Source organism: Lentzea sokolovensis (genome assembly GCF_033949975.1).
GTDB classification, from domain to species: Bacteria; Actinomycetota; Actinomycetes; order Mycobacteriales; family Pseudonocardiaceae; genus Lentzea; species Lentzea sokolovensis.
Map to the genome: position 1 here is coordinate 300658 of NZ_JAXAVU010000014.1, position 22639 is coordinate 323296.

Below are 22639 nucleotides of genomic sequence, written 5' to 3' on the forward strand. Positions count from 1 at the left end.
GCGCATTTGAATGGCACACATGTCCCATCCCGGTCTTCGGCTCGCAGTCGCCGGAGCAGCACATCCGCACGTCGCCTACGTCCTCGACGAACTACCCCTTCGCACCGATGTCGAACTGGTCGGAATCAGCGATCCGGACCCCTCACTCGCAGCCCGGTACGGGGTGCCGTCGTACACCGGCCACCGCTCGTTGCTCGACGAGCAACAGCCTGATGTCGTTGTGGTGGCGGGCATCTACGCCGACCGCGGTCAGGTCGTGGTGGACGCCCTGCGAGCAGGAGCGAACGTCCTCGCCGACAAGCCTCTCTGCACCAGCTTGTCCGACCTGGACGCGATCGCGGTGGCCGCCGACGAGACGAGACGTCTCGTCTCGTTGTTGCTGGAGAAGCGCGGCTACCCGGAAACCCTGGCCGCCCGCGAACTCCTCGACTCGGGCACACTCGGCGCGTTGTCCCTGGTCGCGGCATCCGGGCCGCACAAGCTCGTTCGCTCATCTCGGCCATCGTGGTTCCTCGACCGGCCGACCTATGGCGGCGTGATCGGCGATTTGGCCGTGCACGACATCGATCTCGTGGTGTGGCTGTCAGGCGCTCGCGAGGGCACGGTGAGCGCGGTCGGCGGCACGACACACGGAGCAGTCCTGCTGCGTGCGGGCGACGTGGCGGCGACCATCGAGGTCAGCTGGCTGACCCCGGACGCGGCACCCTGGCACGGCGACTACCGCATGCGGCTCACCGGCACCACGGGCACAGCGGAACTCCTGTGGGCACGGGGAAAGCTGGACGTCGAGACCCGTGATCGTCCTCTGTGGACGGCCGCGCTGCCCGAACGCCGGCGCCCTGCCGCGGCCGCGCTGGACGCGTTCGTGACCGGCGAGGAACCGGAAGTCGGCACCGCGGACAGCCTCCTCGCCACGCGGATCGCGTTGCTGGCTCAGGACAGCGCGGACCGCGGAGGGGTGGTGCACCGGTGGGCGGCCTGAGGTTCGCGCTGGTCGGAGCCGGCGCCATCGGCGCGACGCATGCGCGGTCGATCACGTCCTCGGCCGAACTCGCCGTCGTCGTCGACAACAGCCTGGAACGGGCCCGACAGGTGACGTCCGAGTTCGGCGGTACGCCGATGACGTCGTTGACCGACGCGTTCGAGCACGTCGACGCGGTGAGCGTGTGCCTGCCCAGCGGCGCACACGCGGACGCGGCCGTACTCGCGTTGCAGGCGGGCAAGCACGTGGTCGTGGAGAAGCCGATCGACATCACCCTCGCCGCGGCGGACCGGATCATCGCCGCGGAACGGGAGTCAGGCCGCACCGTGACGGTGATCAGCCAGCGGCGGTTCCAGTCGGAGTCCGCGGCCGCGCACCGGGCGATCAGCGACCTCGGGCGGATCACCTCGGGCATCGCCGAGTCGACGTTCTGGCGACCGCAGGAGTACTACGACTCGAAGCCGTGGCGCGGCACCCGGGCGCTCGACGGCGGCGGCGCGCTGATGAACCAGGGCATCCACGCCGTCGACCTGCTGCTGTGGCTGATGGGCGAGCCGGTGGAGGTGCTCGCCCGTAGCGCCTGCCTCGCTCACGACCGGATCGAGGTCGAGGACACGGTCGCGGCCGTCGTGACGTTCGCGAGCGGCGCGCTGGGCACGATCACCGCGACCACGGCCGCCAATCCCGGTCTGCCGGTGCGGGTCGCGGTGCACGGCGACCGCGGCAGCGTCGTGATCGGCGAGAGCGGCTCCCTCGACGACGCGCACCTCGCCCAGTACACCGACTTCCTCGACGCCGTCCGCGACTCCCGCCCGCCACTCGTCGGCACCGCGGACGCGCGTCGCGCACTCGCCGTCGTGCTCGCCGTCTACGAGTCCGCCCGCACCGGAAAACCCGTTGAGCTGAATGGAGAACGGTAGTGCGCATCGGCATCATCGGCACCGAGAACAGCCACGTCGACCACATCATCGACCACCTCAACACCAGGCAGGGTCCCCGCGTGGTGGCCGTCAGCGGTGGCCACTCGGAGCGCAACGAGTCGTTGCGGGCCATGGGTTCACTCGAACGCATAGTGGACGCGCCGGAGGACCTGCTCGGCCTGGTCGACGCGGTCGTCGTCGCCGACCGGCACGGCGATCTGCACCGCGCCCACGCCGTGCCGTTCTTGCGGGAGGGCCTGCCGGTGTTCGTCGACAAGCCGCTGGCCTGCACGGTCGAGGACGCCTCGACGATCGTCGCGGAGTCCTTGGCCCACAACGCGCCGCTGACGTCCTTCTCGGCACTGCGCTGGATCCCCGACACCGAAGCCCTTGCCGCGGAGGCTCCTGCACACAGTGTCGTGACTTCCGGGCCGGTCGATCCAGCCAGTCCGCACGGTGGCATCTTCTTCTACGGCATCCACCCCGTCGACGTGGCGTTGCGCCTCGCGCCGGGCCCGATCCGGTCGGTCGGCGTCACCAGGCTCTCCGATCGCATCTCCGTGCGGGCCGAGGTGGGCGACACCGAGGTCGAGATCAACCTGATGCTGGGCGAGGCGCCGTTCACCGCCTCCCGCGATGGCGTGGAACGCACACTCGAACTCGACGAGCACTACTTCGTGCCCGGCTTGAAGGCGTTCCTCGACATGATCGCCACCGGCAGGCAGCCCATCAGCCACGACGACCTGCTCCGCCCCGTCCACCTGCTCAACGCCGTCGCGAAGGCCATCGCATGATCATCCCCAAGCCGGTCCACCTGGTCCGCTCCCCCGGCGTCTTCACGCTGTCGCCCACGTCCGCGATCGCCGCCTCCGCAGACGCGCTGCCCGTCGCCCGGCTGTTGCAGTCCTCCGTGGATCTGCCGCTGCGCGAGGACGGTGACGTCGTGCTGGAGGTCGAAGGTGACGGAGAGGGCTACACGTTGTCCGTCACGCCGTCGTCAGTGCGGTTGCGCGGATCGGTCGTGGGTCTGCGGCACGCCGTGCAGTCGTTGCGGCAACTGATCTCCGGCTCCGAGATCCCGGCGGTCGAGGTGCGCGACGAGCCGAGGTTCGCCTGGCGCGGAGCCATGATCGACGTGGCGCGGCACTTCCTGCCCCTGTCGTACCTGCGGCGCCTCGTCGACCAGATCGCGCTGTACAAGCTCAACGTCCTGCACCTGCACCTCACCGACGACCAGGGCTGGCGGATGCCGATCGACCGCTACCCGGCGCTGACCTCGGTGGGCGGCCACCGCGCCGAGAGCATGATCGGCCCGGCCGGCGGCTCCTCCTACGACGGAATCCCGCACGGTGGCGCCTACACCAAGGAAGAACTGCGGTCGCTGGTCGCGTATGCCGCCGCTCGCGGGGTGACCGTGGTGCCCGAGATCGAGATGCCCGGTCACGCCCGTGCCGCCCTCGCCGCGTACCCGGAGCTGGGCAACTTCCCCGAGCGCACGCTGCCGGTGTGGACCGGCTGGGGCGTGTCCGACGCGCTGTTCGGCGTGCAGGAGAAGACCTTCGCGTTCCTGCGCGACGTCCTGACCGAGGTGCTGGAGGTGTTCCCGTCCCCGCACATCCACATCGGTGGCGACGAGTGCCCCGCCGTCGAATGGGAGACCAGTCCGCTCGCCGCCACCCGCGTCGCCGCCGAGGGCCTGCCGGGTGCGTCCGCGCTGCACGGCTGGTTCCTGGGCCGGATCAGCGAGTTCCTGGTCTCCCAGGGCCGTCAGCCGATCTGCTGGGACGACGGCGAGAACCCGCACGGTCTCCCGCGCCAGGCCGCGGTGATGATCTGGCGCGATCCGCGGCACGGTCTGGAAGCCGTCCGCCGAGGACATCACCTGGTCATGGCGCCGTTTCGCAGCACCTACCTCGACTACCCGCAGAGCGCCGAGGGCGAGCCGCCCGGCCAGCCCGCCGCCGTCGTGTCGCTGGAGGACGTCTACCGCAACGACCCGCTGCCGGCCTCGTGGGACGCGGAGTGCGCGGCGCGGGTGCTGGGGACGCAGGGCCAGCTGTGGACCGAGTTCGTGCGGACACCTGAGCACGCCGAGTACCTGGCGTTCCCGAGACTGTGCGCGCTGGCCGAGTCGGCGTGGTCGGTGCAGCGGGACTGGGCGGACTTCCGTTCACGTCTCGCCGCGCACGCGCCGATGCTCGCCGAGGTCGCGCCGCACCACCGGCCGCTCGACCTGAACCTCACGCCTTGACGCGAGCCTTGGTGGTCCACATCCGGTAGCCCGCCGACACGGCCTCGGCCTCGGAGGCGAACGTCATGTCGCCCTTCGTCCGCTGGTAGTACGGCGAGTCGGGCGTGTGGTAGACCATCGTCTTCGAATTGCCCTTGACCGGCAACGACTCCTGCTTCGCCGGCTTCGGCGCCACCGGCTGTTCGGCGATCACCACCTGCTCCGCCGCCGGCCGGGGCGCGGGCAGGGCGAGGCGGGTCTTCGGGCGTTCGGGCTGCAGGCGGCCGCGCACGGACAGCCACGTCACCAGCGAGCCGACCGCGAACGACACCAGGCACAGCAGGAACATCTGCGAGAACAACCAAAGCACAACGAACTCCTAACGGACTACGACGTCGACCTGGCGTGTGGCCGGGTCGTACTCGCCGCCGGGGGCGGGACGGGTCTCGATGGCGATCAGCGCGGGCGACACGCCCTGGCCCACGAGGACGTCGCGCACCATCTGGCCGCGCGTCGTGGCCACCGCCTGGTCGGTGCCGTGTGCCACCAGCGTGATCGAGGCACGCGGTGCGACCAGGAGCATGCGGCCGACTCGTTGGATGAGCACCGTGCCGTGGCCTTCGTAGGCGGTGGTGCCCTGCACGAACCGGATCGCGCCGTTGCCGTTGACCAGGCGGGAGATCGAGTCGTGCAGCGCCTCGACGTTCAGGTCGCCGACCGCCGCGGACGGGCCGACCTCGATGCGGTCGGTGACCTGCAGGCCGTTCGCCGCCTGGGTGACGGCCTCGCGGACCGCGGTCGCGCGGGCCTCGTCGGGGACGCGGGCGGCGATGGCGATCTGACCGTTGTGGACGGTCGCGGTCACGTCGGACACCTTGGCGGACAAGGCGGCGGAGACCACCCGTCCGACGACGGCCGGGGGAATCGGCAGCAGGCCGCCGAGCCGGAGCGCGGCCGTGACCCGGTGGTCGGCCGCCTGCACGGCCTGGATGAGCGCACCGCGTTCCGCGTCGTCGGCGACCGCGCCGGAGACCAGGATCTCGGCGCCGCGCACCGCCACGAACAGCTGTGCCGGTTCGGCCTGCCGAACGTCGGCCGTGCCGACGCCGGACACGTCGGAGACCACGGCGCGCACCGCGTCGACCGAGCGCGGCGCGACCTCGCTGACCACGACGGACCGGCCCTCCACGGCGACAACGCCGTGGTAGCCGGCCTTTCCGAGCGCCGAACGCACATCGGCGTCCAGCGACCGCTCGATGCCACCGCCGTAGACGACCACGCCGGTGGCGGCGAGCAACGCGGGCAGCAACAGCCCGCCAATCCATACCGCGTGAGGCAAACGCACGGCGCAGGGGTACCGGACCTCGCGGCCGAAAAGCCAGCCGCCCAAGCCTTTCGAACCGAACTTCACCCGGTCAGGTGGCAGGAACCGGGCCTGCCACCTGATCCAGCGGCTCTAGTCGACGGTGGTCTTCGTCCTCCGCCACGCGATCACGATCAACGCGATCAGGCCGAACAGCGGGATGGTGCTGACGGCCCAGGACAGGCCCATCGGCGGGCCCGGCTGCTCCATCACCTGGAGGTTCTTCAGCTCACCGGTCCCGGCGCCGGCCGGGCCGTCGACGTCGAACCGCAGCGTCCACGTCCCGGGCTCGGGCAGGGCGTAGATGTCCAGGCCCCACACCTCCCGCTTGCGGGGATGACGTGCCAGCGGGTCGTCGTCGGCCTCCACGCCCTCGTGGAGCACGGTCAGCGTGCCCTTCTTGCCCGTGATGCCGTCCTCGGGCGCGAACGTGAAGTCCAGCGACTGCATGGCCTTCACCGGCCACGTGCTGAAGCCGATGGTCAGGTCGTACGGTCCTGCCTGCACCTTCTCGGTGTGCACGACGTTCACCGGCTCGAACGCCAGCGCCGGACCGGCCAGTCCGAACAGCAGGGCTACCGTGCCCGCGAGACCCAGCAACGTCTTACGCATGGCGTTCTTCCTTTGCTGGTGCGAGGTGACGGAGCATGTGACCGAACCGCCGGCCGAGCATCCCGGCGAGGGCACCGAGCAACACGCCCGCCACGACGGTGGCCACGTAACGTTCGATCGCGGGGAAGTTGCTGCCGTACACGAAAACGCGCTGCACGGGCGCGAGACCCGTGATGATCAGGCCGCCGACGGCGCCGGGAACCCAGGCGGGCAGCCCGCGCAGCAGTTCCACGGCGACCGCGACGAGGATCAGGCTCATCGGGATCATGTTGGGCAGGCCGGGGACGCCGTCCACGTAGTCGCGCAACGGCAGGCCGGTGGCGTCCGCGTAGACCTCGGTGGCCCACGGCGAGAACCACCAGAACACGGCCTGAAGTGCGGCGACGACCACTCCGACGGCGAGCGCGCCGCCTCGCTGCTTCAGGACGTACGCGCCCATGAACAGGATCATCACCGAGAAGAACGCACTACCCGCGTTGACCGTGTTGACGGGTCCGCCGGGCAACGCGCGCAGGCCGAGCACGGTCACCATGCTGAACGCGAGCAACGTGGCCGCGGCGCCCGCGACGCCGTAGGTGCCCCAGCGCTCGTCCCTGGCGACCGCGAAGATCATGACCGCGCCGACCATCGTGATCGAGATCGACAGCAGCAGCCCGATGTGCGGCGGCGAGTCGATCACGGCGTCGAAGCCGTACAGGCCGTGCCACCACTGGTCCCACAGTCCGTAGACCAGGAACAGCGCCGCGCCGATGCCGGAGACCAGGTAGCCGACGGGGGCCTCGAACGTGCGGCCGAAGACGCCGACCGCGCGGCCACCGACCATCGGGTCGACCGTCTTGTCGCGCTTGGCGTTCGCGGTCGTCAGCAGGACCACGGCGAGGCTCGCCAGGCCCGAGATCGCACTGCCCGCGTACAGGAACAGGTGCGGCATGGTGAAGAACGTGTCCGGCCCGACGTCGGAGTGCCACTGGATGTCCCAGGTCAGTCCGATCAGCGAGAGCAGGGTGCCGCCGAGCACGACGCTCGCCGGGACCAGCCCCCTCGGGACCGTCCTCGCCGGCGACGCTGTCGTCGCCGCGATGTTCGCGGTCATGTCTCCCCCTTCTAGGTGAGCAGCAGCGGGATGACGACCCGCTCGCTGCGCAGTGACACGGTGATCTCCCATTGGCCGGCCATGAGCAGGTCGACGCCCGCGACCCGGTACCGGCCGGGAGCCTGCGGCGCCGCGGTGATCGGGGCGAGCGCGTGACCCATCTGCGGCATGGCCGGTTCGACCGTCACTTCACCGTCGGCGGCGTTGCCGGAACGGTCGGTGATCCGCAGGTCGAACGTGTTGTTGCCGGTTCTGGTGCTGGTGGGCGTGAGTTCGAACCGGAGCCCGCCGCTTTCGGCGAGGTGGGGCTGGGCCTCGACGCCGCGTGGCCACAGCACGACCAGCGCGGCCACGATGGCGATCACCCCGGCCAGGACGGCTACCGCTGAACGCCTCACTTCGAAGCCACCTTCCCGGCGGGAACGTCGACGATCTTGGGCACGGTGACGACCGAGTAGTCCCGTTCGACCTGGATCCACACGAGGTACCTGCCCGGCAACGGGAACGAGTAGGTGAACGGCACGTCCGGCCCGTAGGCGGCGACGCTCTCGTCGGGCTTGTCCGGCATGCCCGGTACCGGCGGGATCATCGAATGCACGTGCGCCCAGATCGGCGCGCTGACAGCGGAGTCGGTGACCGGGCCGACGACGATCATGTGCCCGAGCATGCCCAGCCACGGCTGCAGCTCGCGCTCGCCGAACTTCGCGGTGATCGTGCTCGGCCGGCCCGCCTCCCGGATCTCCATCGCCGTCTCGGTCTTGCCGTCGTTCGGCGACGCGGTGGCGGATCCGGCAACGTCCACACTGGACCGCAGCAGCTGCACTCCCCCGCCCCGCCGCGCGATCTCGGCGGCGATGGCGTGCGTGCCCTGTTCGGGATCGCGCAGCCGGGCGCGGTACTCGCCGGGCGCCGTGCGGACCGGGTGCAGGTGGCGGAGGTGACCGGACGGCGACACCACGACGAGGTGGATGAACGCGCTGTCGTGCACCAGAAGGTCGTCCACGGGTCGTCCGGACGAGCCGTCCGTCAGACCGAGCACGAGGTCGTTGCCGTCCATGCTCGGGACCAGGTTCACCGGCGGCCGCGAGAAGTCCACTATGGACGTTCGCTCGTAGGGGTTCATCACGTTGTCGTAGGTCGGGTCCAGCTGCGTGCCGGGTGCCGCGACCGGCGGGATGCTCGGCGCCAGCAACGCCGCCGTCACACCGACCGCCACCGCCGCGACCACGCCCGCTGTGGGCACGAGCGCGAGCCCCGGCCTGCCGAACACGGCGAACAGCAGCGCCGCCAGCAACAGCACTCCGGCCGCGATGAACCCGCCGTAGGTCGCGTTCTCCCACGGCGACGGCACGATCGCCGGCACGACGAACGGAATGGTCGCCTCGTCGACCGCCAGCTCCCACGGTCCGGGCCGGTCCACGCGCAGAACGCCGGAGTAGAACCCCGGCGTGGCACCGAGTTCCACCTTGGTGGTGCTGCTCGGCGCGCCCGCCGCGCGCAACGTCAGTGCGACGTCACCGGCCGGTGTGCCCGCGTGCGTCACGACGTCGACGTGCACCGGTCCCGGCACCTCCGCGACCCGCCGGATGATCACCGTCAGGTCGCGGTCGCCCAGGCTCTGCGCGACGTGGACGTCAGCGCCGGACTGGACACCGTCGGCCAGTGCGGGGGCCGCGATCCCCAGGATCGCCCCCAGCACGAGCAGCAAGGTCACACCACGTCGTTTCATCGCGACCGAACGTATCGATCATGCCCGCCTCACCGCGTCACTGCCGAGACGGAAACCGGGTCCCCCGCGCGGGGGATCTCCGACCCCTGCGAAGCGGGAGGTTCTCAGGGACGTCATCGGGCAGGATTGCGCTCGATGGATCTGATCAAGCTGCCCCTCAAGCACCAGTCGTGGCTGGTCGCGGCCGTCTGCATGGTCGTGGACGGCGGGTTCGTGCTGCTCGACCGCGAACCGTTGCACCAGACCGTGATCGTGCTGATCCTGACTTTGGCCGTGGACGCGATGCTCGCCGGTCCCGCCCGGCTGTCGCTGTGGGTCGCGGCGGCGCAGGCGGCCGTCCCGGTGATCGTCCTCGTCTCGATGAACAACGGGATCGACGCCAACGACGCCGGCCTGCTGATCGCCGGGTACCGGGCAGGGGCGTGGCTGCGCGGCACACCGGCCTACACCTCGCTCGGACTGCTCTCGGCCAGCCTGATGGCCTGCATGGTCCTCTCCGGCTACAACCCGTTGCAGGCGACGCTCGTGGCGTGCAAGGGCGCGTTGCTGCCGTGGCTCGTCGGCCGCTACACGACGGCCCGCCGCGCCTATCTCGCCGAACTGGAGAAGCGGTCGGCGATGGCGGAGAAGGACGCGAAAGCCGCTGTCACCAAGGCGATCACCGAGGAACGCGGTGCGATAGCCCGCGACCTGCACGACGTGATCATTCACCACGTGAGCGCGATCGGCCTGCACGCCGGCGCCGCCCGCCTCGGCCTGCCGGACGGCAATCCCAAGCTCACGAACTCGTTGCGCGCGGTCGAGACGTCCAGTCGCGCGGCCATGGTCGACCTGCGGCACCTGCTCGACCTGCTGCACGGCGACAAGTCCGAGGGCGCGCGGCAACCGGGGCTCGACAACCTCGACGAGCTCCTCGACGGCGTGCGCGCGGCGGGCAGACCGGCTCGGCTGGAGGTGCGCGGGCAGCGGCGGGACGTGCCGGAGTCGTTGGACATCACGGTCTACCGGATCATCCAGGAGATGCTGACCAACGCCCTGCGGCACGGTGACGCGTCCGGCGTGACGGTGACCCTGGAGTACGCGCCGGACTCGCTGACCGTCGCCGCGTGCAACGTCGCGGGTCCCGGCGACGACTCGGGATCGGTGCGCAGGGGCCTGGTCGGCATCCGCAACCGCGCGGGCATGTTCGCCGGCACCACCCGGTCCGGGTTCGAACCGGACGGCCGCACCTGGCGCACCGTCGTCACGTTCCCCCTGGAGGCGTCATGACGCTGTCGGTGCTGCTCGCCGACGATCACGCGATGCTGCGCTCCGGCATGCGCGCGATCTTCGACACGCAGGACGACCTCCGGTGCGTGGCGGAGGTCGCGGACGGGCGGGCGGCGGTCGCCGAGGTCGCGCGGCTGCGGCCGGACGTGGCGGTGCTCGACATCCGCATGCCCAAGCTGGACGGCCTCGGCGCGACGGAGATGATCCTCGCGGACCCCGCGAACCGCACGAAGGTCCTGCTGCTCACGACCTACGACACCGACGAGTACGTCTACCGCGCCCTGAAGGCCGGTGCCAGCGGGTTCCTGCTGAAGTCACTGCCACCGGAGGAGCTGATCTCCGCGGTGCGGGTGGCGGCGCGCGGTGACGCGTTGATCGACCCGTCCGTGACGCAACGGCTGATCGCGCGGTTCGCGGTCAGCCTCGCCCCTCCCCCGACGCCGCCGGAGCTCGCGCTGCTCACCACACGCGAACGCGAGGTGCTGCTCCTGGTCGCGGCGGCCCACAGCAACGCCGAGATCGCCGCGCGGTTGCACGTCGGGGACGAGACGGTGAAGACGCACGTGTCGCGGGTGTTGTCGAAGCTGGGGCTGCGGGACCGGGTGCACGCCGTGGCGTACGCGCACATCAACGGGCTGGTGCAGAACCGCCGCTGAGCCGTTCCTCGACCGTCCAGGACCGGCTGCGGTCGGCGAACTCGTCCCGGCGCGTGCCCTGAGCAGTGTCATGGTGGTGATCACGGATCTCCACCCCAGGCCTGGCGAACCGCGGGGACCCCTCGTCCACCCCGCGGGCCAGCCGGATCAGCTCTGCCAGACGATCGGCGACTTGACGTAGTCGTCGCCGCGGTTGTACTCGGCGCCCGCGACCTTCAAGCCGTCCTGCGCCGCGCTCAGCACGCAGGTCTCGTACGTCTCACCGGCCGCCTTGAACGTCTTCGGCGCGCTGGTGGAGTCGCACTTCGGCGTGTCACCGCTGATGATCACGCCCGTGCCCTTGCCGTCCTCACCGAGGCCGCGCAGGCCGATCGAGGTGAAGCTCAGGTCGGTGCCGCTGAGGTTCTCGACCTTGGCCCGCAGGTAGAACGGCGTGATGTTCTTGGCCTTGTCGCCGAACTTCGCCAGGTCCTCCTTCGCGCCCGCCTCGATGGCCGTGACGGTGACCGCGATGGTGCCGGTCTTGTCGCCGGTGACGAAGGGGATCACCGCGCGGGTGCCGACCTTGAGCTTCGTGCCGGGAGCGGTGACGTCGCCACCTGCGGGGACGGCGGGCACCTCCTTCGAGGCGCTGGTCTCCTTGGTGCTCGTGGCGGTGCTCGTCGTCGTGTCGGTGGCGGGCGTCGCCGAGCCGGTGGTCCCGGAGCCGCAGGCCGACAGGAGCAGGCCCGCCGTCGCGGCGGCGGCGATGAACAGGGGGCCACGGGCGTGCGTCACTGCGGGACTCCTCGGACTGCGGAACCTGGGTGCCCAGGACGTTAGGCCGGATGCCGGAGCGGCGGTATCGGTCGTTCGCACCACACGGCTGCTCAGAGGTCGTCGAGGCCGATCAGCCCGTCCTGGATCGCCCTGGCCACCAGTGCCGCCTTCGTGGGGGCCTGCCTGCCGATCGCGGCGTACTTGACCCTGATCCGCTCCAGGTGGGAGTTCACCGTGCTGAGCGTGATGTTCAGGCGTTGCGCCACGAACTCCTTCGACTCGGACTGGAACCACTCGACCAGGACCTCGGTCTCGCGTGGCGAGAGGGCCGGCCTCATGTCCGACCTGTCGCCCGCCAGCGCGCCCGCGAGTGCCGGCGGCGTGTACGACTGGCCGACGGCTGCCGCCTTCACCGCCTGCACGAGGTGGTCGGCGCCTTCGGCCTTGGTCAGGTAGCTGAGCGCGCCGATCTCCAGGCACTGCAACGCGATCTCGTCGTCGTCGCGCATCGAGTAGACGATCACCTTGCGGCCGTCCTCGACGAGCTTGCGCAGTTCGGACGTGGCGGGCGCTCCTCCGGTGAGGTGCAGGTCGAGCACGACGACGTCCGCCGTGGCACCGGGTCCGGTCCAGGCCACCCCGGGGTCCTCGCCGCTCGCGACGAGCTCGATGTCCGCCGTGGACAGCCAATGCGCGACTCCGGCGCGCACCACGGGATGGTCGTCGACCAGGACCGCCGTCACGCCGTCCGCCATCTCGCCTCGCTCCTCACCAGCCCGCTGTGGACACTCGTCTCGACGGTGACCGCGGCTGTCGTGCCCGCCTCCGGCAGGGTCTCCGGCGCGTCCGCCACGACGGCCACGCGCACCTCGGTGGCGGTGCGCAGCAGACTCACCTTCGCACGTCCGTTCGCGACGGCAAGTGCCTGGGCCATCGGGGCGACCAGTTCACGACGAACCTCCGTCGGGACCGGTGTGGCCGTGCCGCTCACAGCGAGCGAGACGACGACACCGCGCCGTTCGGCCACGTCCACACACGCGGTCAGCTCGTGCAGCAACGGGTCGGGCACGTCGTCGTTCTCCGCGAACAGCCTGCGCAGCTGCACGGCCGCCACCGAGCACCGCAATCTGGTCGTCTGGTCGGCCACGCTCACCTGCTCGTCGGCCAGGTCGGCGAGCAGCGGCAGCACCGCTCCGAGCTGGCCTTCGAACCCGGCCTTCAGGTCCTGTTCCCGTTGGCGGGCCAGCTCTTCGCGGGTGCGGTCGGCGTCGTGCTCGGCGGCGGCCTCGGCGGCGAGGCGGGCGTCCCGGTGCAGCACGCGCGTGATCACCAGGACGCCGAGCTGGAAACTCGTGCCGCTCAGGATCACGACTCCGGCGGTGCCCACGTCGCCGCTCCCGGTGTGCGCGAACCACGCGATGCTGAAGCAGATGTGTGCGCTCAGTGCCGCCAGCAGCAGTGCCGGCCGCTCGACCAGCACCAGCAGCAGGTACCAGCCGACGAGCCCGAATCCCCAGTCGGGCGGGCCGAACGACGCTCCGGCCGGCAGGGCGGTCGTCGCGAGCACCGACGCGGCGAGGGGTGCCACGCACAGCCACGCGGGGAGTTCCGGGCGAGCCGCCGCGACGTTCCCGGCGACGATCCCCAGAGTCGAGGTCAGCAGGACGTACGCGACCCACGCCGCCGGGCCATGTGGGAACCCGACGAGCTGGGGCAGCATGAGGACGAGCTGAATGGCCAGGACGACGGCGAGCAGCACGCGCCGAGTGATGATGAGAACCGAGTGGTCAGTCATCGGGCCACCTCAGCCGTGCGGTGGTGCCACGCCCCTCGGCCGATTCGATCACCGCGGTCCCGCCCACCGCCTCAAGCCGATCGACCACCGATCCGCGCAGGCCACGCCGATGTCCGGGCACGTCCGCGGGCACGAACCCCCTGCCGTCGTCTCTGATGACGACGACCGCGCCCCGCTCGACCGTCAGTTCGGCGCTGGTGGTGCCCGCGTGGCGTTCGACGTTGGTCAGCAGCTCACGTACGGCCCGCACGAACGCCAGCGCGACCCCGGCCGGCACCGGCACGACCTCGGCCTCCACCCGCACGTGAACGGAACTGTCCCGCGCCACCGCTGCCAGCGCGGCCCCGAGGTCCACCGTCCCCTGCCCGTGCCCCCGTTCGGCCAGCACCACCAGATCCCGGCGGGCCTGAGCGGCCACCGCCACCGGATCACCACCGTGCGCGGCCATCAGGAACGTCGCGGCGGCCGTGTCGTGCAACAGCGCCAGGTACTCCCGCTCCCGCCGCCCCTGGTCGAGGGCGACCGCCGCCGCCCGCCGCTGCTCAGCGGCCCGCTCCCGCAGCAGGTCCACCCTCCGGCTCGACCGGCGCAACAACTCGTACGCCAGCCGCGCGAGCACCGACTCCAGCACCGCCCGCACGAGCACACCGGGCCCGGTCGTCACCACCTGCACCGCCAGCAACGCCGCCGTCGCGGGCACCGTGACCTTGAGCGGCCACTGCCACTGCCACGTGATCAGCGTCGTCGTGAGCACCGTTGTCACCCACTGGTCGGCGTCGGCCCCGAGCAACACCGACAGCACGACCACGCGGAGGAACGCCACCGGCAACGCCACCCGCGGAAACCGGAAGTCGGCGACAGTGCTCACCGCCACCAGCGCGAACAGGGCCCAGCCCAGCGGCGAGTTCAGCGAGAACGCGCCGAACAGGCTGATCAGGACGACACCGGCGCCGCGGACGGGACCCGCGAGACGGGACACCGTCGCAAGCAGCCTGGCCTCCAGCACGTCAGGCATTCTGCGTGAGACGTTCCCGGACCGCCCGGCCGGGCCCAGCGGTGAGCCCCGCTGCCCAAGCGGTCCACATGTCGTCCGCGTATCGAAAAACGCGTACACCCTCGCAACAGCCGGTCGGCTTGGGTTGAGTCGTGCTCAACACCTGGCAGGAGTGGGTCGGTACGGAGACCGGGGTCGTGCTCGGCTCGGTGCTGGGGTTACCGGTGGCCGTGCTCGTGATGCTGCTCCTGGCGCTGTACCGGCGGTTCAAGGGCACCGCGCGGCCGTGGCGGAACTCGTTCGCCGAGGTCGGCCTCGTCTACGGGACGCTGCCGTGGGTGTGGATCATCATGCTGCCGGGCGAGGAGCCGGGCGTCGAGGGCAAGTTGAGCCTGGTGCCGTTCGCGGACGTCCTCGACCTCCTGGCCCACCGCGACATGGGCCAGATCGTCGGCAACATGCTGGTGTTCGCGGCGCTCGGGTTCTTCGCTCCGCTGCGGTTCGCGGGCCTGCGGTCGGTGTGGCGGGTGCTGGCTTTCGCGGCGGCGTGTTCCGCGTTCCTGGAGATCCTGCAGTTCGTGCTGCGGCTGGACCGGGTGTCCTCCGTGGACGACGTGCTGCTCAACGCCGTCGGCGCGGCGCTGGCCTCGCTGCTGTCCTGGCGGTGGTGGCGTCCCAAGCCCGCGGTGCTGCCGGACCTGCGGCTCGTCGGGGTTTGAGTGTGCGCGCGACATACCGTGCTGCCTAGGCTGGCGCCATGCGCGTGCTGATCGTGGAGGACGAGCCCTACCTGGCCGAAGCCGTCCGGGACGGGCTGCGGCTGGAGGCGATCGCCGCGGACATCGCCGGGGACGGCGACACGGCCCTGGAACTGCTGCGCGTCAACTCCTACGACCTCGCGGTGCTCGACCGCGACATCCCCGGGCCGTCCGGGGACGAGGTGGCGCGGCGGATCGTCGCGTCCGGCAGCGGCATGCCGATCCTCATGCTCACCGCGGCCGACCGGATCGACGACAAGGCGTCCGGGTTCGGGCTCGGCGCCGACGACTACCTCACCAAGCCGTTCGAGCTGCGGGAACTGGTGCTGCGGCTGCGGGCACTGGCACGCAGGCGCGCGTACGCGCGGCCGCCGGTCAGCGAGATCGGTGGCCTGCGACTCGACCCGTTCCGGCGCGAGGTGTTCCGCGACGGGCAGTACGTCGCGCTGACCCGCAAGCAGTTCGCGGTGCTCGAGGTGCTGGTCGGCGCGCAGGGCGGGGTCGTCAGCGCCGAGGAACTGCTGGAGCGGGCCTGGGACGAGAACGCCGACCCGTTCACCAACGCCGTCCGCATCACGGTCTCGGCGCTGCGCAAGCGACTCGGCGAACCGTGGCTCATCGCGACGGTGCCGGGCGTCGGCTACCGCATCGACGCGGATGGCTAGGCCTCCCGGCCTCAGCGCCCGCCTGAAGTTCACCCTGAGCTACGCGGGCATCGTCGTCGTGGCCGGCGCCGTCCTGATCGGGCTGGCCTGGTGGGACCTGCTGCGCTACGTCCCCGACAACGACCAGGGCCTGCTGTTCACCAGCCCCAACCGCTACCTGCTCTCCCGCATCTTCGGCCGCGCCGCCGCCATCGCCATGGTGTTCCTGGTGGCGTTCGGCCTGATCGGCGGATGGCTCCTGGCCGGGCGCATGCTCTCCCCGCTCGACAAGATCGCGGACGCCGCCCGGCTGGCCGCGAAGGGGTCGCTGTCGCACCGCATCCGGCTGCCCGGCAAGGCGGACGAGTTCCGCGAACTCTCCGACGTCTTCGACGACATGCTCGGCAAACTCGAATCACACGTCGCCGAGCAGCGCAGGTTCGCCGCCAACGCCTCCCACGAACTGCGCACCCCGCTGGCGATCTCGCAGTCCCTGCTCGACCTCGCGCGCCAGGACCCGACGCTCGTCGACGGCGAGTTCCTCGACCGCCTGCACACCTCGAGCCGCCGCGCGATCGACCTCACCGAGGCCCTGCTGCTGCTCAGCCGCGGCGACCGGGGCGTGTTCAGCCGCGAGCCCGTCGATCTCTCCCTGATCGCCGAGGAAGCCGCCGAAACCCTTCTCCCCCTGGCGGAACGGCGCGGGATCACGCTCGACGTCACCGGCGGGAAGGCGACCACCACCGGTTCCGCGGAACTGCTCCTGCGCGTGATCACGAACCTCGTCCAGAACGCCATCGTCCACAACCTCCCGACCGGCGGCTCGATCACCGTCCACACCGAACCGCAGCACCAGGCGTGCGTCGTCCGGGTCGAGAACACGGGCCGGCTGCTCCCGGCGGACCTCGTGCCGACGCTCACCGAACCGTTCCAGCGCGGCGGCGAGCGCGTTCGCGACGATGATCACGCGGGTGTCGGCCTGGGACTCGCCATCGTGCACAGCATCGTCCGCGCACACGAAGGCGCGCTCGACGTCGTGCCACGCCCGGAAGGTGGCCTGCGCGTCACGATCCGGCTGCCCAGTCACGCAGCCGAGGCCCGATCTCGGTGAAGAACGCCGTCTTGGCGCGCGTGTAGTCGTCGTAGTCCGGCCCGCCCGCGTGCTCGTCGGCGAGCCTGCGCTTGACCTGCTCGTAGCGCCGGGCCTGCTCGGGGTGGCAGCGCAGCCAGTCGCGGAAGTCCACGACGAACCGCGCGAACGGCGAGTCGGCGCGGCGGACGTGCAGGATGGCGCCTTCCACCGCTGAGTGGAAGAGGCGCTTCTCGTAGGCGGCGTCGTCCGCCTGGTCGCCGGGCCTCCTGCCGTCCCGGTGCACGCCGGGCGAGTTCGGCCGCGCGCCGTGAGCCGGAACGAACGGCGTGGGCGCGAGGAGCTCGGCCAGGTCTGCGAGTGGCGGCAGATCGGGCATGCGCACCTGCAGGTCCACGATCGGCTTCGCACCGAGGCCCGGCACGGCGGTCGAGCCGATGTGCTCGTAGGCGAAGCCGTCCGCCCCGGGCAGGGACGAGAACGCCGAACGCACCTCGCTGAGGAGTTGTCGTGCGCGAACGGGCCAGGCGGCGTCGTATTCGACGATGACAGCGGAAGGCATGTCGCCACCATAGGCCCGACGTGGTCGTCGCCTTTCGCCGCTTTTCCGTTACACCACCACTTTGAACTCTCCATCAATTCCACGAATACGACGGAGACCTTCGACCCTGTGCGATCCGGCCGTCCGGGGTCAGGCTTGGTGGTCTTCTGCGTGGACGGGAGTGAACACGATGACCGAATCGAGTGGCAGCGGCCAGTTCCGCGTCGGCCCCGAACTCAGAACCGGCGTGATCCAGACGCAGAACCAGGGCGCGAAAGCCGTGCTGTACACCGAGGTCGACGGCGAGCCGATGGTCGAGGGTGACATCGTGCTCACCCTCGTGCAGGAAGGCGAACTGCACCTGGAGGGTGTGGTCATCCCAGGTCAGCAGTTCCGCTGGCCCGGTGGGCGGGTCCCGTTCGAGATCGACCCGGCCCTGCCGGACCAGGCCCGCGTGCACAACGCCATCGCGCACTGGGAACGCAACACGCGCATTCGTCTGGTCCCGAGGAACGCGACAGACACGAATTTCATTCGTTTCCAGCCTGGCGGCGGGTGCAGCTCTCCCGTGGGCATGCGGGGAAACCGCCAGAACATCACCCTGGCGCCGACCTGCCCGACCGGCGCGACCATTCACGAAATCGGGCACAGCGTCGGTCTGTGGCACGAGCAGAGCCGCGAGGACCGCAACAACTTCGTGACGATCGACTTCACGAACGTCCAGCAGCAGAACGCCCACAACTTCAACCAGCACATCACCGACGGGGACGACGTCGGGCCGTACGACTACCACTCGATCATGCATTATCCGCCGCGGGCGTTCGCGATCGACACGAGCCGCAACACGATCACGCCGACCCAGAACGTCACGATCGGCCAGCGCGAAGGGCTCAGTCCTGGCGACTGCGCCGCGGTGCGCGCGATGTACAGCGGCCTCGAACCGGCGGCGGTGTTCCGGGGCGTGCAGTTCACCGGCTCGGTCGCGGCCGGATCGACGCGGACCTGGTTCACCCACAGCTGGCCCGCCCACTGGTACGTGCTGTGGACCGTCGTGCCGACCGCTCCCGCCGTCGACGGCCCGGCGCAGATCGAGTGGACCACGCAGGTCACCCGGCAGTCCGGTGGGCTGCTCAAGTACTTCCTCGCCATCAGGAACCTGACCACCGGCCAGGTCGAGATCGAGGCCCGCTACGACGTGCTCGGCTGGTCGCCGGACGCACTGTGAGAGGAGCTGCCGTGAGCGCCGACCTCGACGGCGGGGCCGCCCCCGCGTCGCTCGACGACCTGGTCGTGGCCGAACCCGCGCAAGCCGCGGGCAACGGTGGTGCGGCACCGGATGCCGTCAGTGACACCGAAAACGCCGCCGATGTCGAGGCCCAGCCTGAGGCCGAAGACGCCGGGCCGGCACCCGAAGAGTGAAGGGGGAATCCCGATGCGACTTGGTGTGCAGTTCCGAGGACAGGTGCCCGGCGGGTCGTCGCGGCGCTGGTTCACCCACAGCTGGCCGGAGGCCTGGCGGGTGGTGTGGATGGTGGTGCCGACGTGGCCGATGGTCGACGGCGCCCAGCAGATCGAGTGGAAGGTGCAGGTCGACCGGCAGGCCGCCGGGCTGATCAAGTACTTCATCGAGATCCGCAACCTCACCGGCGGCCCCGTCGACGTCGAGGCCCGCTTCGCCGTGCTGAACTGACCAGGTGCACGGCACCGTCGTGATCCCGGCAGGCACGCCCGCGTTCGGCCGGGCGGTGCTGCGGGTGCGGCTGCTCGACGTGTCCCTCGCCGACGCGCCGGCCGTCACGAAAGCCGAGCACGTCAGCGAGTTCCGCCGCGACGACACCGCCGAACAACGCCTGCCGTTCGACTTCGGCCTGGCTGATGGGCCGATGCTGAACGTCGCCGCTCACATCGACGTGAGCGGCGACGGGCGGGTTCGTCACGGCGATCTGCTCAGCACCAGCGCCGTCGAGCCGTCGGACGGCGTGGTCGTGCTCGTGGAACTGGTGTAGCTCAACGCCGGTAGATCCCGAACTCGTACAGCGAATAGCCCCAGCCTGTCCCCCGCTGGGTGGCGTGCAGCCGGACGTAGCGGCCGGTCGCCGTCACGTCGATCGAGTCCACTCCTCCGTTGCCGGTGGTCGTGCCGTGGACGGACCGGAAGTCGGTGCCGTCGTCGGACACCTGGATCTCGTACGCACGCCCGAAAGCGCCCTCCCACACCAGTTGCACGTGCTGGAACGTGGTCACCGCGCCGAGGTCGACCCTGAGCCACTGCGGATCGGCCCAGTCGGTGGCCCAGCGCGAGGTTCCGCTGCCGTCCACCGCGTTCGACGGCGGGAACGGCGCGCCGTCACCGACCTGCTGGTACGAGGACGCGGTCACCGGCTTGCCCTGGGCCACGTTCACGCCGGACGGTTGCGGCGCCACGACCCGCACCGACCGGGTCTCGATGCCGATGTTGCCGCGCCCGTCCTCGGCCATCACGTAGACCTTCCACACGCCCAGGCGGTCCGGGGCGGTGGTGGTGAGCCGGTTTCCGTTCACCTGGACGGAAGCGCTCGCCAGTCCGCCGCTGTTGTCGACGTACTTGCTGTTGAACGCGGCCGACCACGAGATCGCGTCGCCGTTGGGATCGGACGCGGCGACGTCGATGGTCAGCGGTGCGCCCGCCGCGACGGTCTGCGGCACGGTCATCGACGAGATCACCGGCGGGGTGTTGGCGGGAGTGGCGCCGCCGAACGCCCGTTGGACCGAGTAGAACGAGAGCCGCTTCTTGCCCGCGGGCGTGAGGTTGAACCAGACCGCGCCGAAGTCGTACTCCGTGCCGTAGTGGAAGAGCGTGCCGCCGAAGGCCACGCCGGTGTGGCCGACGATGCAGTTCCAGGCCTGGGTGTAGCCGTCGCGCTTCTGCACGTCGGTCGGTTCCGCGGGCACGCCGTTGGCGTCGTTCGGCACCTCCCACTCACCGGCCGGACCGGCCTCGGTGAGGATGTACGGCTTGGTGTAGCCGCCGGAGATCCAGTCCTGGCGCACCTTGCAGACGTTGCCGTAGGAGTTGACGGCGTAGAGGTCGAGGTCGGGTGCGTGCGCCTTGAGGTACACCCACGCACCGGTCCACGCGTCCGTGTTCGTCACCGGGTGGTTCGTGTCGATGGCGTGGATCGCCCGCGCCGCCTCGTTGACGTACTTCGCGTACTCGACGCGCTGGGTCTCCAGCTCGATGCCGGAGTAGCAGTTCTGCAGGCCGAGGATGGACTCGTTGCCGACGTTCCACATCAGGACGCCGGGATGGTCCTTGTAGGTGGTGACCCACTGGCGGATCTGCCCGAGCACGTCCGCCTTGTACTGGGCATCCGTCACGTAGTTCACGCAGCCACCGGAACCGGGACCGCCACCGGGCTGCAACCAGAAGCCGTTGATCACGCGGAGACCGTTCGCGGCAGCGGCGTCGAGCAGCGGACGGGTCGAGGCGTCCGTGCCCCAGGTGCGCAAGGTGTTGACGCCCAGGGACTTCAGCTCCGGCATGTACCGGGCGGCGTCCGCGGCGGGCGGACCCCAGGTCAAGCCCTTCACGACCCACGGCTGTCCGTCGACCGTGAGCTGCCAGTTGCCCTGCGAGCCCGTGACGCGCACACCGGTTCCCGGCACGACACCGCCTTGCGTGCCGTAGACGCGGAACTCCCACAGCGAGACGCCGTAACCGTTGGCGCGCTGGGTGGCGTTCACCCGGACGTAGCGACCTGTGCCGGTCACGTCGTAGCCCTGCCGGCCGCCGGTCGCACCGGTCACCGAACGGATCGGCTGCCACGAGTCGCCGTCGGCGGAGACCTGGATCTCGAACGCCGTCGCGTACGCGGACTCCCAGTCGAGCTCGACCCGGCTCACCGCCGACGAGGCGCCCAGGTCGACGCGCAGCCACTGCGGGGCGCTCCACTCGCTGGACCAACGGGTGTCGCCGTTGCCGTCGACCGCGGCCGACGCGGGTGTGCCACCGTTCTCGGCCGACGAGGCGAGCGCGGGTTTGCCCTGGGAGAGCAGGGTGGGAGCGGCGTGAGCCGGTAGGACTGCCAGACCGAGGAGCACGGCGATCACCGTGCAGATGGAGCGGACGCGGACCATCGCGCCTCCTGCCACAGGTAGGGATGTAGGAGGAGAGCGCTCTCACAACCCTGCCGCCGAACGTTACGACGAGAGGTCGGCAGTGTCAAAAGAACCGGTCTTGACACCTCACGAGGGCTAGCGGGACGCTGTTTGGGAGAGCGCTCTCCAAGCCGGTTCCCCACGTCGGCAGGAGGACATTGGTGTCCAGAAAACTCAGCGCGTTGACGATGACGGCTGCCCTGGTGGCAGCCGTGGTCGTGACCAGCTCGGCTCAGGCCGACGACCTGGTCACGCACCACGAGTTCCAGGCGAACTGCTCGGTCACGACCCATCTCCCGGACGACCCGATCGTCTTCCCGGGACTGCCGGGCGCGTCGCACATGCACACGTTCCTCGGCAACCAGTCCACCAGGGCGAGCAGCACCAACGACTCGCTCAAGGCAGGTCAGACCAACTGCAAGACGCCCGACGACAAGTCCGCGTACTGGTTCCCGTCGGTCATCAACGGCGACCAGATCGTCCCGCCGGACTTCCCCCAGGTGATCTACTACAAGTCCGGCATCCTCAGGTACCAGGACGTCGTGCCGTTCCCTCCGGGCATGCGGTTCGTGGTCGGCAGTCCCACGGCGACGCAGGAGCAGTTCCGCACCGCGCCGGGCGCGGTCGAGGGCTGGGAGTGCGGCGACAGCTTCCACAACTGGGACATCCCGGCCTACTGCACGCCCGGCACGCAGCTCAACGTCCGTTACCAGGCCCCGAGTTGCTGGAACGGCCGCGATCTCGACTCCGCGGACCACAAGTCGCACATGGCCTACCCGGACCGTGCGACGCTGGTGTGCCCGCCGAGCCATCCGGTCGCGGTGCCGATGATCGAGTTCAAGATGGCGTTCCCGGTGTCCGGTGACATGTCCCGCGTACGACTCTCCAGCGGTCGCGGGTACACCTGGCACTACGACTTCATGAACGCCTGGGACGCGCCCACGCAGGCCGCTCTCGTCCGCCACTGCATCAACGGCGGCCTGCAGTGCGACCCGCGCGGATTCGACCTGTACAAGCCGAATCGAGGCGCCGCACTGGGACCGGACTACCGGTTGCCGCGGTGAGGT

The 22639-nt window shown here is 70.3% G+C and carries 26 protein-coding genes; 14 read left to right on the plus strand and 12 right to left on the minus strand.

Going from position 1 to position 22639, the window contains the following annotated elements; translation table 11 throughout:
* Nucleotides 1–19 precede the first annotated feature (19 nt).
* From SK854_RS35465 to SK854_RS35480, 4 genes are read left to right on the plus strand one after another with little or no spacing between them, the layout of a single operon-like run.
* Nucleotides 20–982, plus strand: a complete 963-nt coding sequence (locus SK854_RS35465) for a Gfo/Idh/MocA family protein (protein ID WP_319979504.1) — start codon at nt 20–22, stop codon at nt 980–982.
* Complete coding sequence (locus tag SK854_RS35470) at nt 970–1902, plus strand: Gfo/Idh/MocA family protein (RefSeq protein ID WP_319979505.1); 933 nt, start codon at nt 970–972, stop codon at nt 1900–1902. Before SK854_RS35465 ends, SK854_RS35470 begins: the two co-directional genes overlap by 13 nt.
* Nucleotides 1902–2696, plus strand: coding sequence for a Gfo/Idh/MocA family protein (locus tag SK854_RS35475; RefSeq protein WP_319979506.1), 795 nt, complete (start codon nt 1902–1904; stop codon nt 2694–2696). Before SK854_RS35470 ends, SK854_RS35475 begins: the two co-directional genes overlap by 1 nt.
* Nucleotides 2693–4153: a beta-N-acetylhexosaminidase gene (locus SK854_RS35480; RefSeq protein ID WP_319979507.1), complete on the plus strand. Its 1461-nt coding sequence runs from the start codon at nt 2693–2695 to the stop codon at nt 4151–4153. The genes SK854_RS35475 and SK854_RS35480 overlap by 4 nt, the downstream gene beginning before the upstream one ends.
* Here SK854_RS35480 and SK854_RS35485 read toward each other — a convergent pair.
* From SK854_RS35485 to SK854_RS35510, 6 genes are all read right to left on the minus strand, one after another.
* Nucleotides 4143–4502, minus strand: a complete 360-nt coding sequence (locus tag SK854_RS35485) for a sunset domain-containing protein (RefSeq protein WP_319979508.1) — start codon at nt 4500–4502, stop codon at nt 4143–4145. The genes SK854_RS35480 and SK854_RS35485 overlap by 11 nt on opposite strands.
* Nucleotides 4503–4511: 9 nt before the next feature.
* Nucleotides 4512–5477, minus strand: a complete 966-nt coding sequence (locus tag SK854_RS35490) for a hypothetical protein (RefSeq protein ID WP_319979509.1) — start codon at nt 5475–5477, stop codon at nt 4512–4514.
* A 111-nt stretch (nt 5478–5588) separates the two neighbouring features.
* On the minus strand, nt 5589–6107 hold the full coding sequence (locus tag SK854_RS35495) for a hypothetical protein (protein ID WP_319979510.1): 519 nt from the start codon (nt 6105–6107) through the stop codon (nt 5589–5591).
* Nucleotides 6100–7200, minus strand: coding sequence for a hypothetical protein (locus SK854_RS35500; RefSeq protein ID WP_319979511.1), 1101 nt, complete (start codon nt 7198–7200; stop codon nt 6100–6102). The genes SK854_RS35495 and SK854_RS35500 overlap by 8 nt, the downstream gene beginning before the upstream one ends.
* An 11-nt stretch (nt 7201–7211) precedes the next feature.
* On the minus strand, nt 7212–7598 hold the full coding sequence (locus SK854_RS35505) for a FixH family protein (RefSeq protein WP_319979512.1): 387 nt from the start codon (nt 7596–7598) through the stop codon (nt 7212–7214).
* Entirely contained in the window at nt 7595–8929 is a 1335-nt protein-coding gene (locus tag SK854_RS35510; RefSeq protein ID WP_319979513.1) for a hypothetical protein, read from the minus strand. The genes SK854_RS35505 and SK854_RS35510 overlap by 4 nt, the downstream gene beginning before the upstream one ends.
* Before the next feature lie 135 nt (nt 8930–9064).
* On the opposite strand from SK854_RS35510, the gene SK854_RS35515 reads away from it, so the two are divergent.
* Together SK854_RS35515 and SK854_RS35520 are read left to right on the plus strand one after the other, a co-directional pair.
* Nucleotides 9065–10198 carry a sensor histidine kinase gene (locus SK854_RS35515; RefSeq protein ID WP_319979514.1) on the plus strand — a complete coding sequence of 378 codons (1134 nt, stop codon included), beginning with the start codon at nt 9065–9067 and terminating at the stop codon, nt 10196–10198.
* Nucleotides 10195–10854: a response regulator transcription factor gene (locus SK854_RS35520; RefSeq protein ID WP_319979515.1), complete on the plus strand. Its 660-nt coding sequence runs from the start codon at nt 10195–10197 to the stop codon at nt 10852–10854. The genes SK854_RS35515 and SK854_RS35520 overlap by 4 nt, the downstream gene beginning before the upstream one ends.
* Before the next feature lie 147 nt (nt 10855–11001).
* Here SK854_RS35520 and SK854_RS35525 read toward each other — a convergent pair whose 3' ends face one another.
* From SK854_RS35525 to SK854_RS35540, 4 genes are all read right to left on the minus strand, one after another.
* Nucleotides 11002–11631, minus strand: coding sequence for a hypothetical protein (locus tag SK854_RS35525; RefSeq protein WP_319979516.1), 630 nt, complete (start codon nt 11629–11631; stop codon nt 11002–11004).
* Nucleotides 11632–11723: 92 nt separating this feature from the next.
* Nucleotides 11724–12368 carry a response regulator transcription factor gene (locus SK854_RS35530; RefSeq protein WP_319979517.1) on the minus strand — a complete coding sequence of 215 codons (645 nt, stop codon included), beginning with the start codon at nt 12366–12368 and terminating at the stop codon, nt 11724–11726.
* Nucleotides 12353–13408, minus strand: a complete 1056-nt coding sequence (locus tag SK854_RS35535; RefSeq protein WP_319979518.1) for a hypothetical protein — start codon at nt 13406–13408, stop codon at nt 12353–12355. Before SK854_RS35535 ends, SK854_RS35530 begins: the two co-directional genes overlap by 16 nt.
* Nucleotides 13401–14423, minus strand: a complete 1023-nt coding sequence (locus SK854_RS35540) for a sensor histidine kinase (protein WP_319979519.1) — start codon at nt 14421–14423, stop codon at nt 13401–13403. Before SK854_RS35540 ends, SK854_RS35535 begins: the two co-directional genes overlap by 8 nt.
* Before the next feature lie 131 nt (nt 14424–14554).
* Here SK854_RS35540 and SK854_RS35545 point away from each other — a divergent pair, with 131 nt between their 5' ends.
* Genes SK854_RS35545 through SK854_RS35555 form a run of 3 tightly spaced genes read left to right on the plus strand, consistent with a single transcriptional unit; the run spans nt 14555 to nt 16915 of the window.
* Nucleotides 14555–15121: a VanZ family protein gene (locus SK854_RS35545; protein WP_319979520.1), complete on the plus strand. Its 567-nt coding sequence runs from the start codon at nt 14555–14557 to the stop codon at nt 15119–15121.
* A gap of 38 nt (nt 15122–15159) precedes the next feature.
* Nucleotides 15160–15825 (plus strand): response regulator transcription factor, encoded by a 666-nt coding sequence (locus tag SK854_RS35550; protein ID WP_319979521.1) that lies wholly within the window; start codon nt 15160–15162, stop codon nt 15823–15825.
* On the plus strand, nt 15818–16915 hold the full coding sequence (locus tag SK854_RS35555) for a sensor histidine kinase (RefSeq protein WP_319979522.1): 1098 nt from the start codon (nt 15818–15820) through the stop codon (nt 16913–16915). Before SK854_RS35550 ends, SK854_RS35555 begins: the two co-directional genes overlap by 8 nt.
* Here SK854_RS35555 and SK854_RS35560 read toward each other — a convergent pair.
* Nucleotides 16869–17456, minus strand: coding sequence for a GrpB family protein (locus tag SK854_RS35560; protein WP_319979523.1), 588 nt, complete (start codon nt 17454–17456; stop codon nt 16869–16871). The two genes, SK854_RS35555 and SK854_RS35560, sit on opposite strands and share 47 nt — an antisense overlap.
* 169 nt (nt 17457–17625) lie before the next feature.
* Here SK854_RS35560 and SK854_RS35565 point away from each other — a divergent pair, with 169 nt between their 5' ends.
* Genes SK854_RS35565 through SK854_RS35580 form a run of 4 tightly spaced genes read left to right on the plus strand, consistent with a single transcriptional unit; the run spans nt 17626 to nt 19441 of the window.
* Nucleotides 17626–18660, plus strand: coding sequence for a M12 family metallopeptidase (locus tag SK854_RS35565; RefSeq protein WP_319979524.1), 1035 nt, complete (start codon nt 17626–17628; stop codon nt 18658–18660).
* Between the two features lie 11 nt (nt 18661–18671).
* A complete protein-coding gene (locus tag SK854_RS35570) occupies nt 18672–18854 on the plus strand; it encodes a hypothetical protein (RefSeq protein ID WP_319979525.1) in 183 nt (60 codons plus the stop codon).
* 13 nt (nt 18855–18867) lie between these two features.
* Nucleotides 18868–19125 (plus strand): hypothetical protein, encoded by a 258-nt coding sequence (locus SK854_RS35575; protein ID WP_319979526.1) that lies wholly within the window; start codon nt 18868–18870, stop codon nt 19123–19125.
* A gap of 4 nt (nt 19126–19129) precedes the next feature.
* Nucleotides 19130–19441 (plus strand): YbaY family lipoprotein, encoded by a 312-nt coding sequence (locus tag SK854_RS35580; protein ID WP_319979527.1) that lies wholly within the window; start codon nt 19130–19132, stop codon nt 19439–19441.
* 1 nt (nt 19442) lies between these two features.
* Here the strand turns inward: SK854_RS35580 and SK854_RS35585 are convergent, their stop codons facing one another.
* The gene (locus tag SK854_RS35585) at nt 19443–21551 is read right to left on the minus strand and encodes a discoidin domain-containing protein (RefSeq protein WP_319979528.1); all 2109 of its coding nucleotides are present in this window, start codon (nt 21549–21551) and stop codon (nt 19443–19445) included.
* Between the two features lie 182 nt (nt 21552–21733).
* Between SK854_RS35585 and SK854_RS35590 the strand changes: the two genes are divergently transcribed.
* Nucleotides 21734–22636 (plus strand): DUF1996 domain-containing protein, encoded by a 903-nt coding sequence (locus SK854_RS35590; RefSeq protein ID WP_319979529.1) that lies wholly within the window; start codon nt 21734–21736, stop codon nt 22634–22636.
* Nucleotides 22637–22639 lie beyond the last annotated feature (3 nt).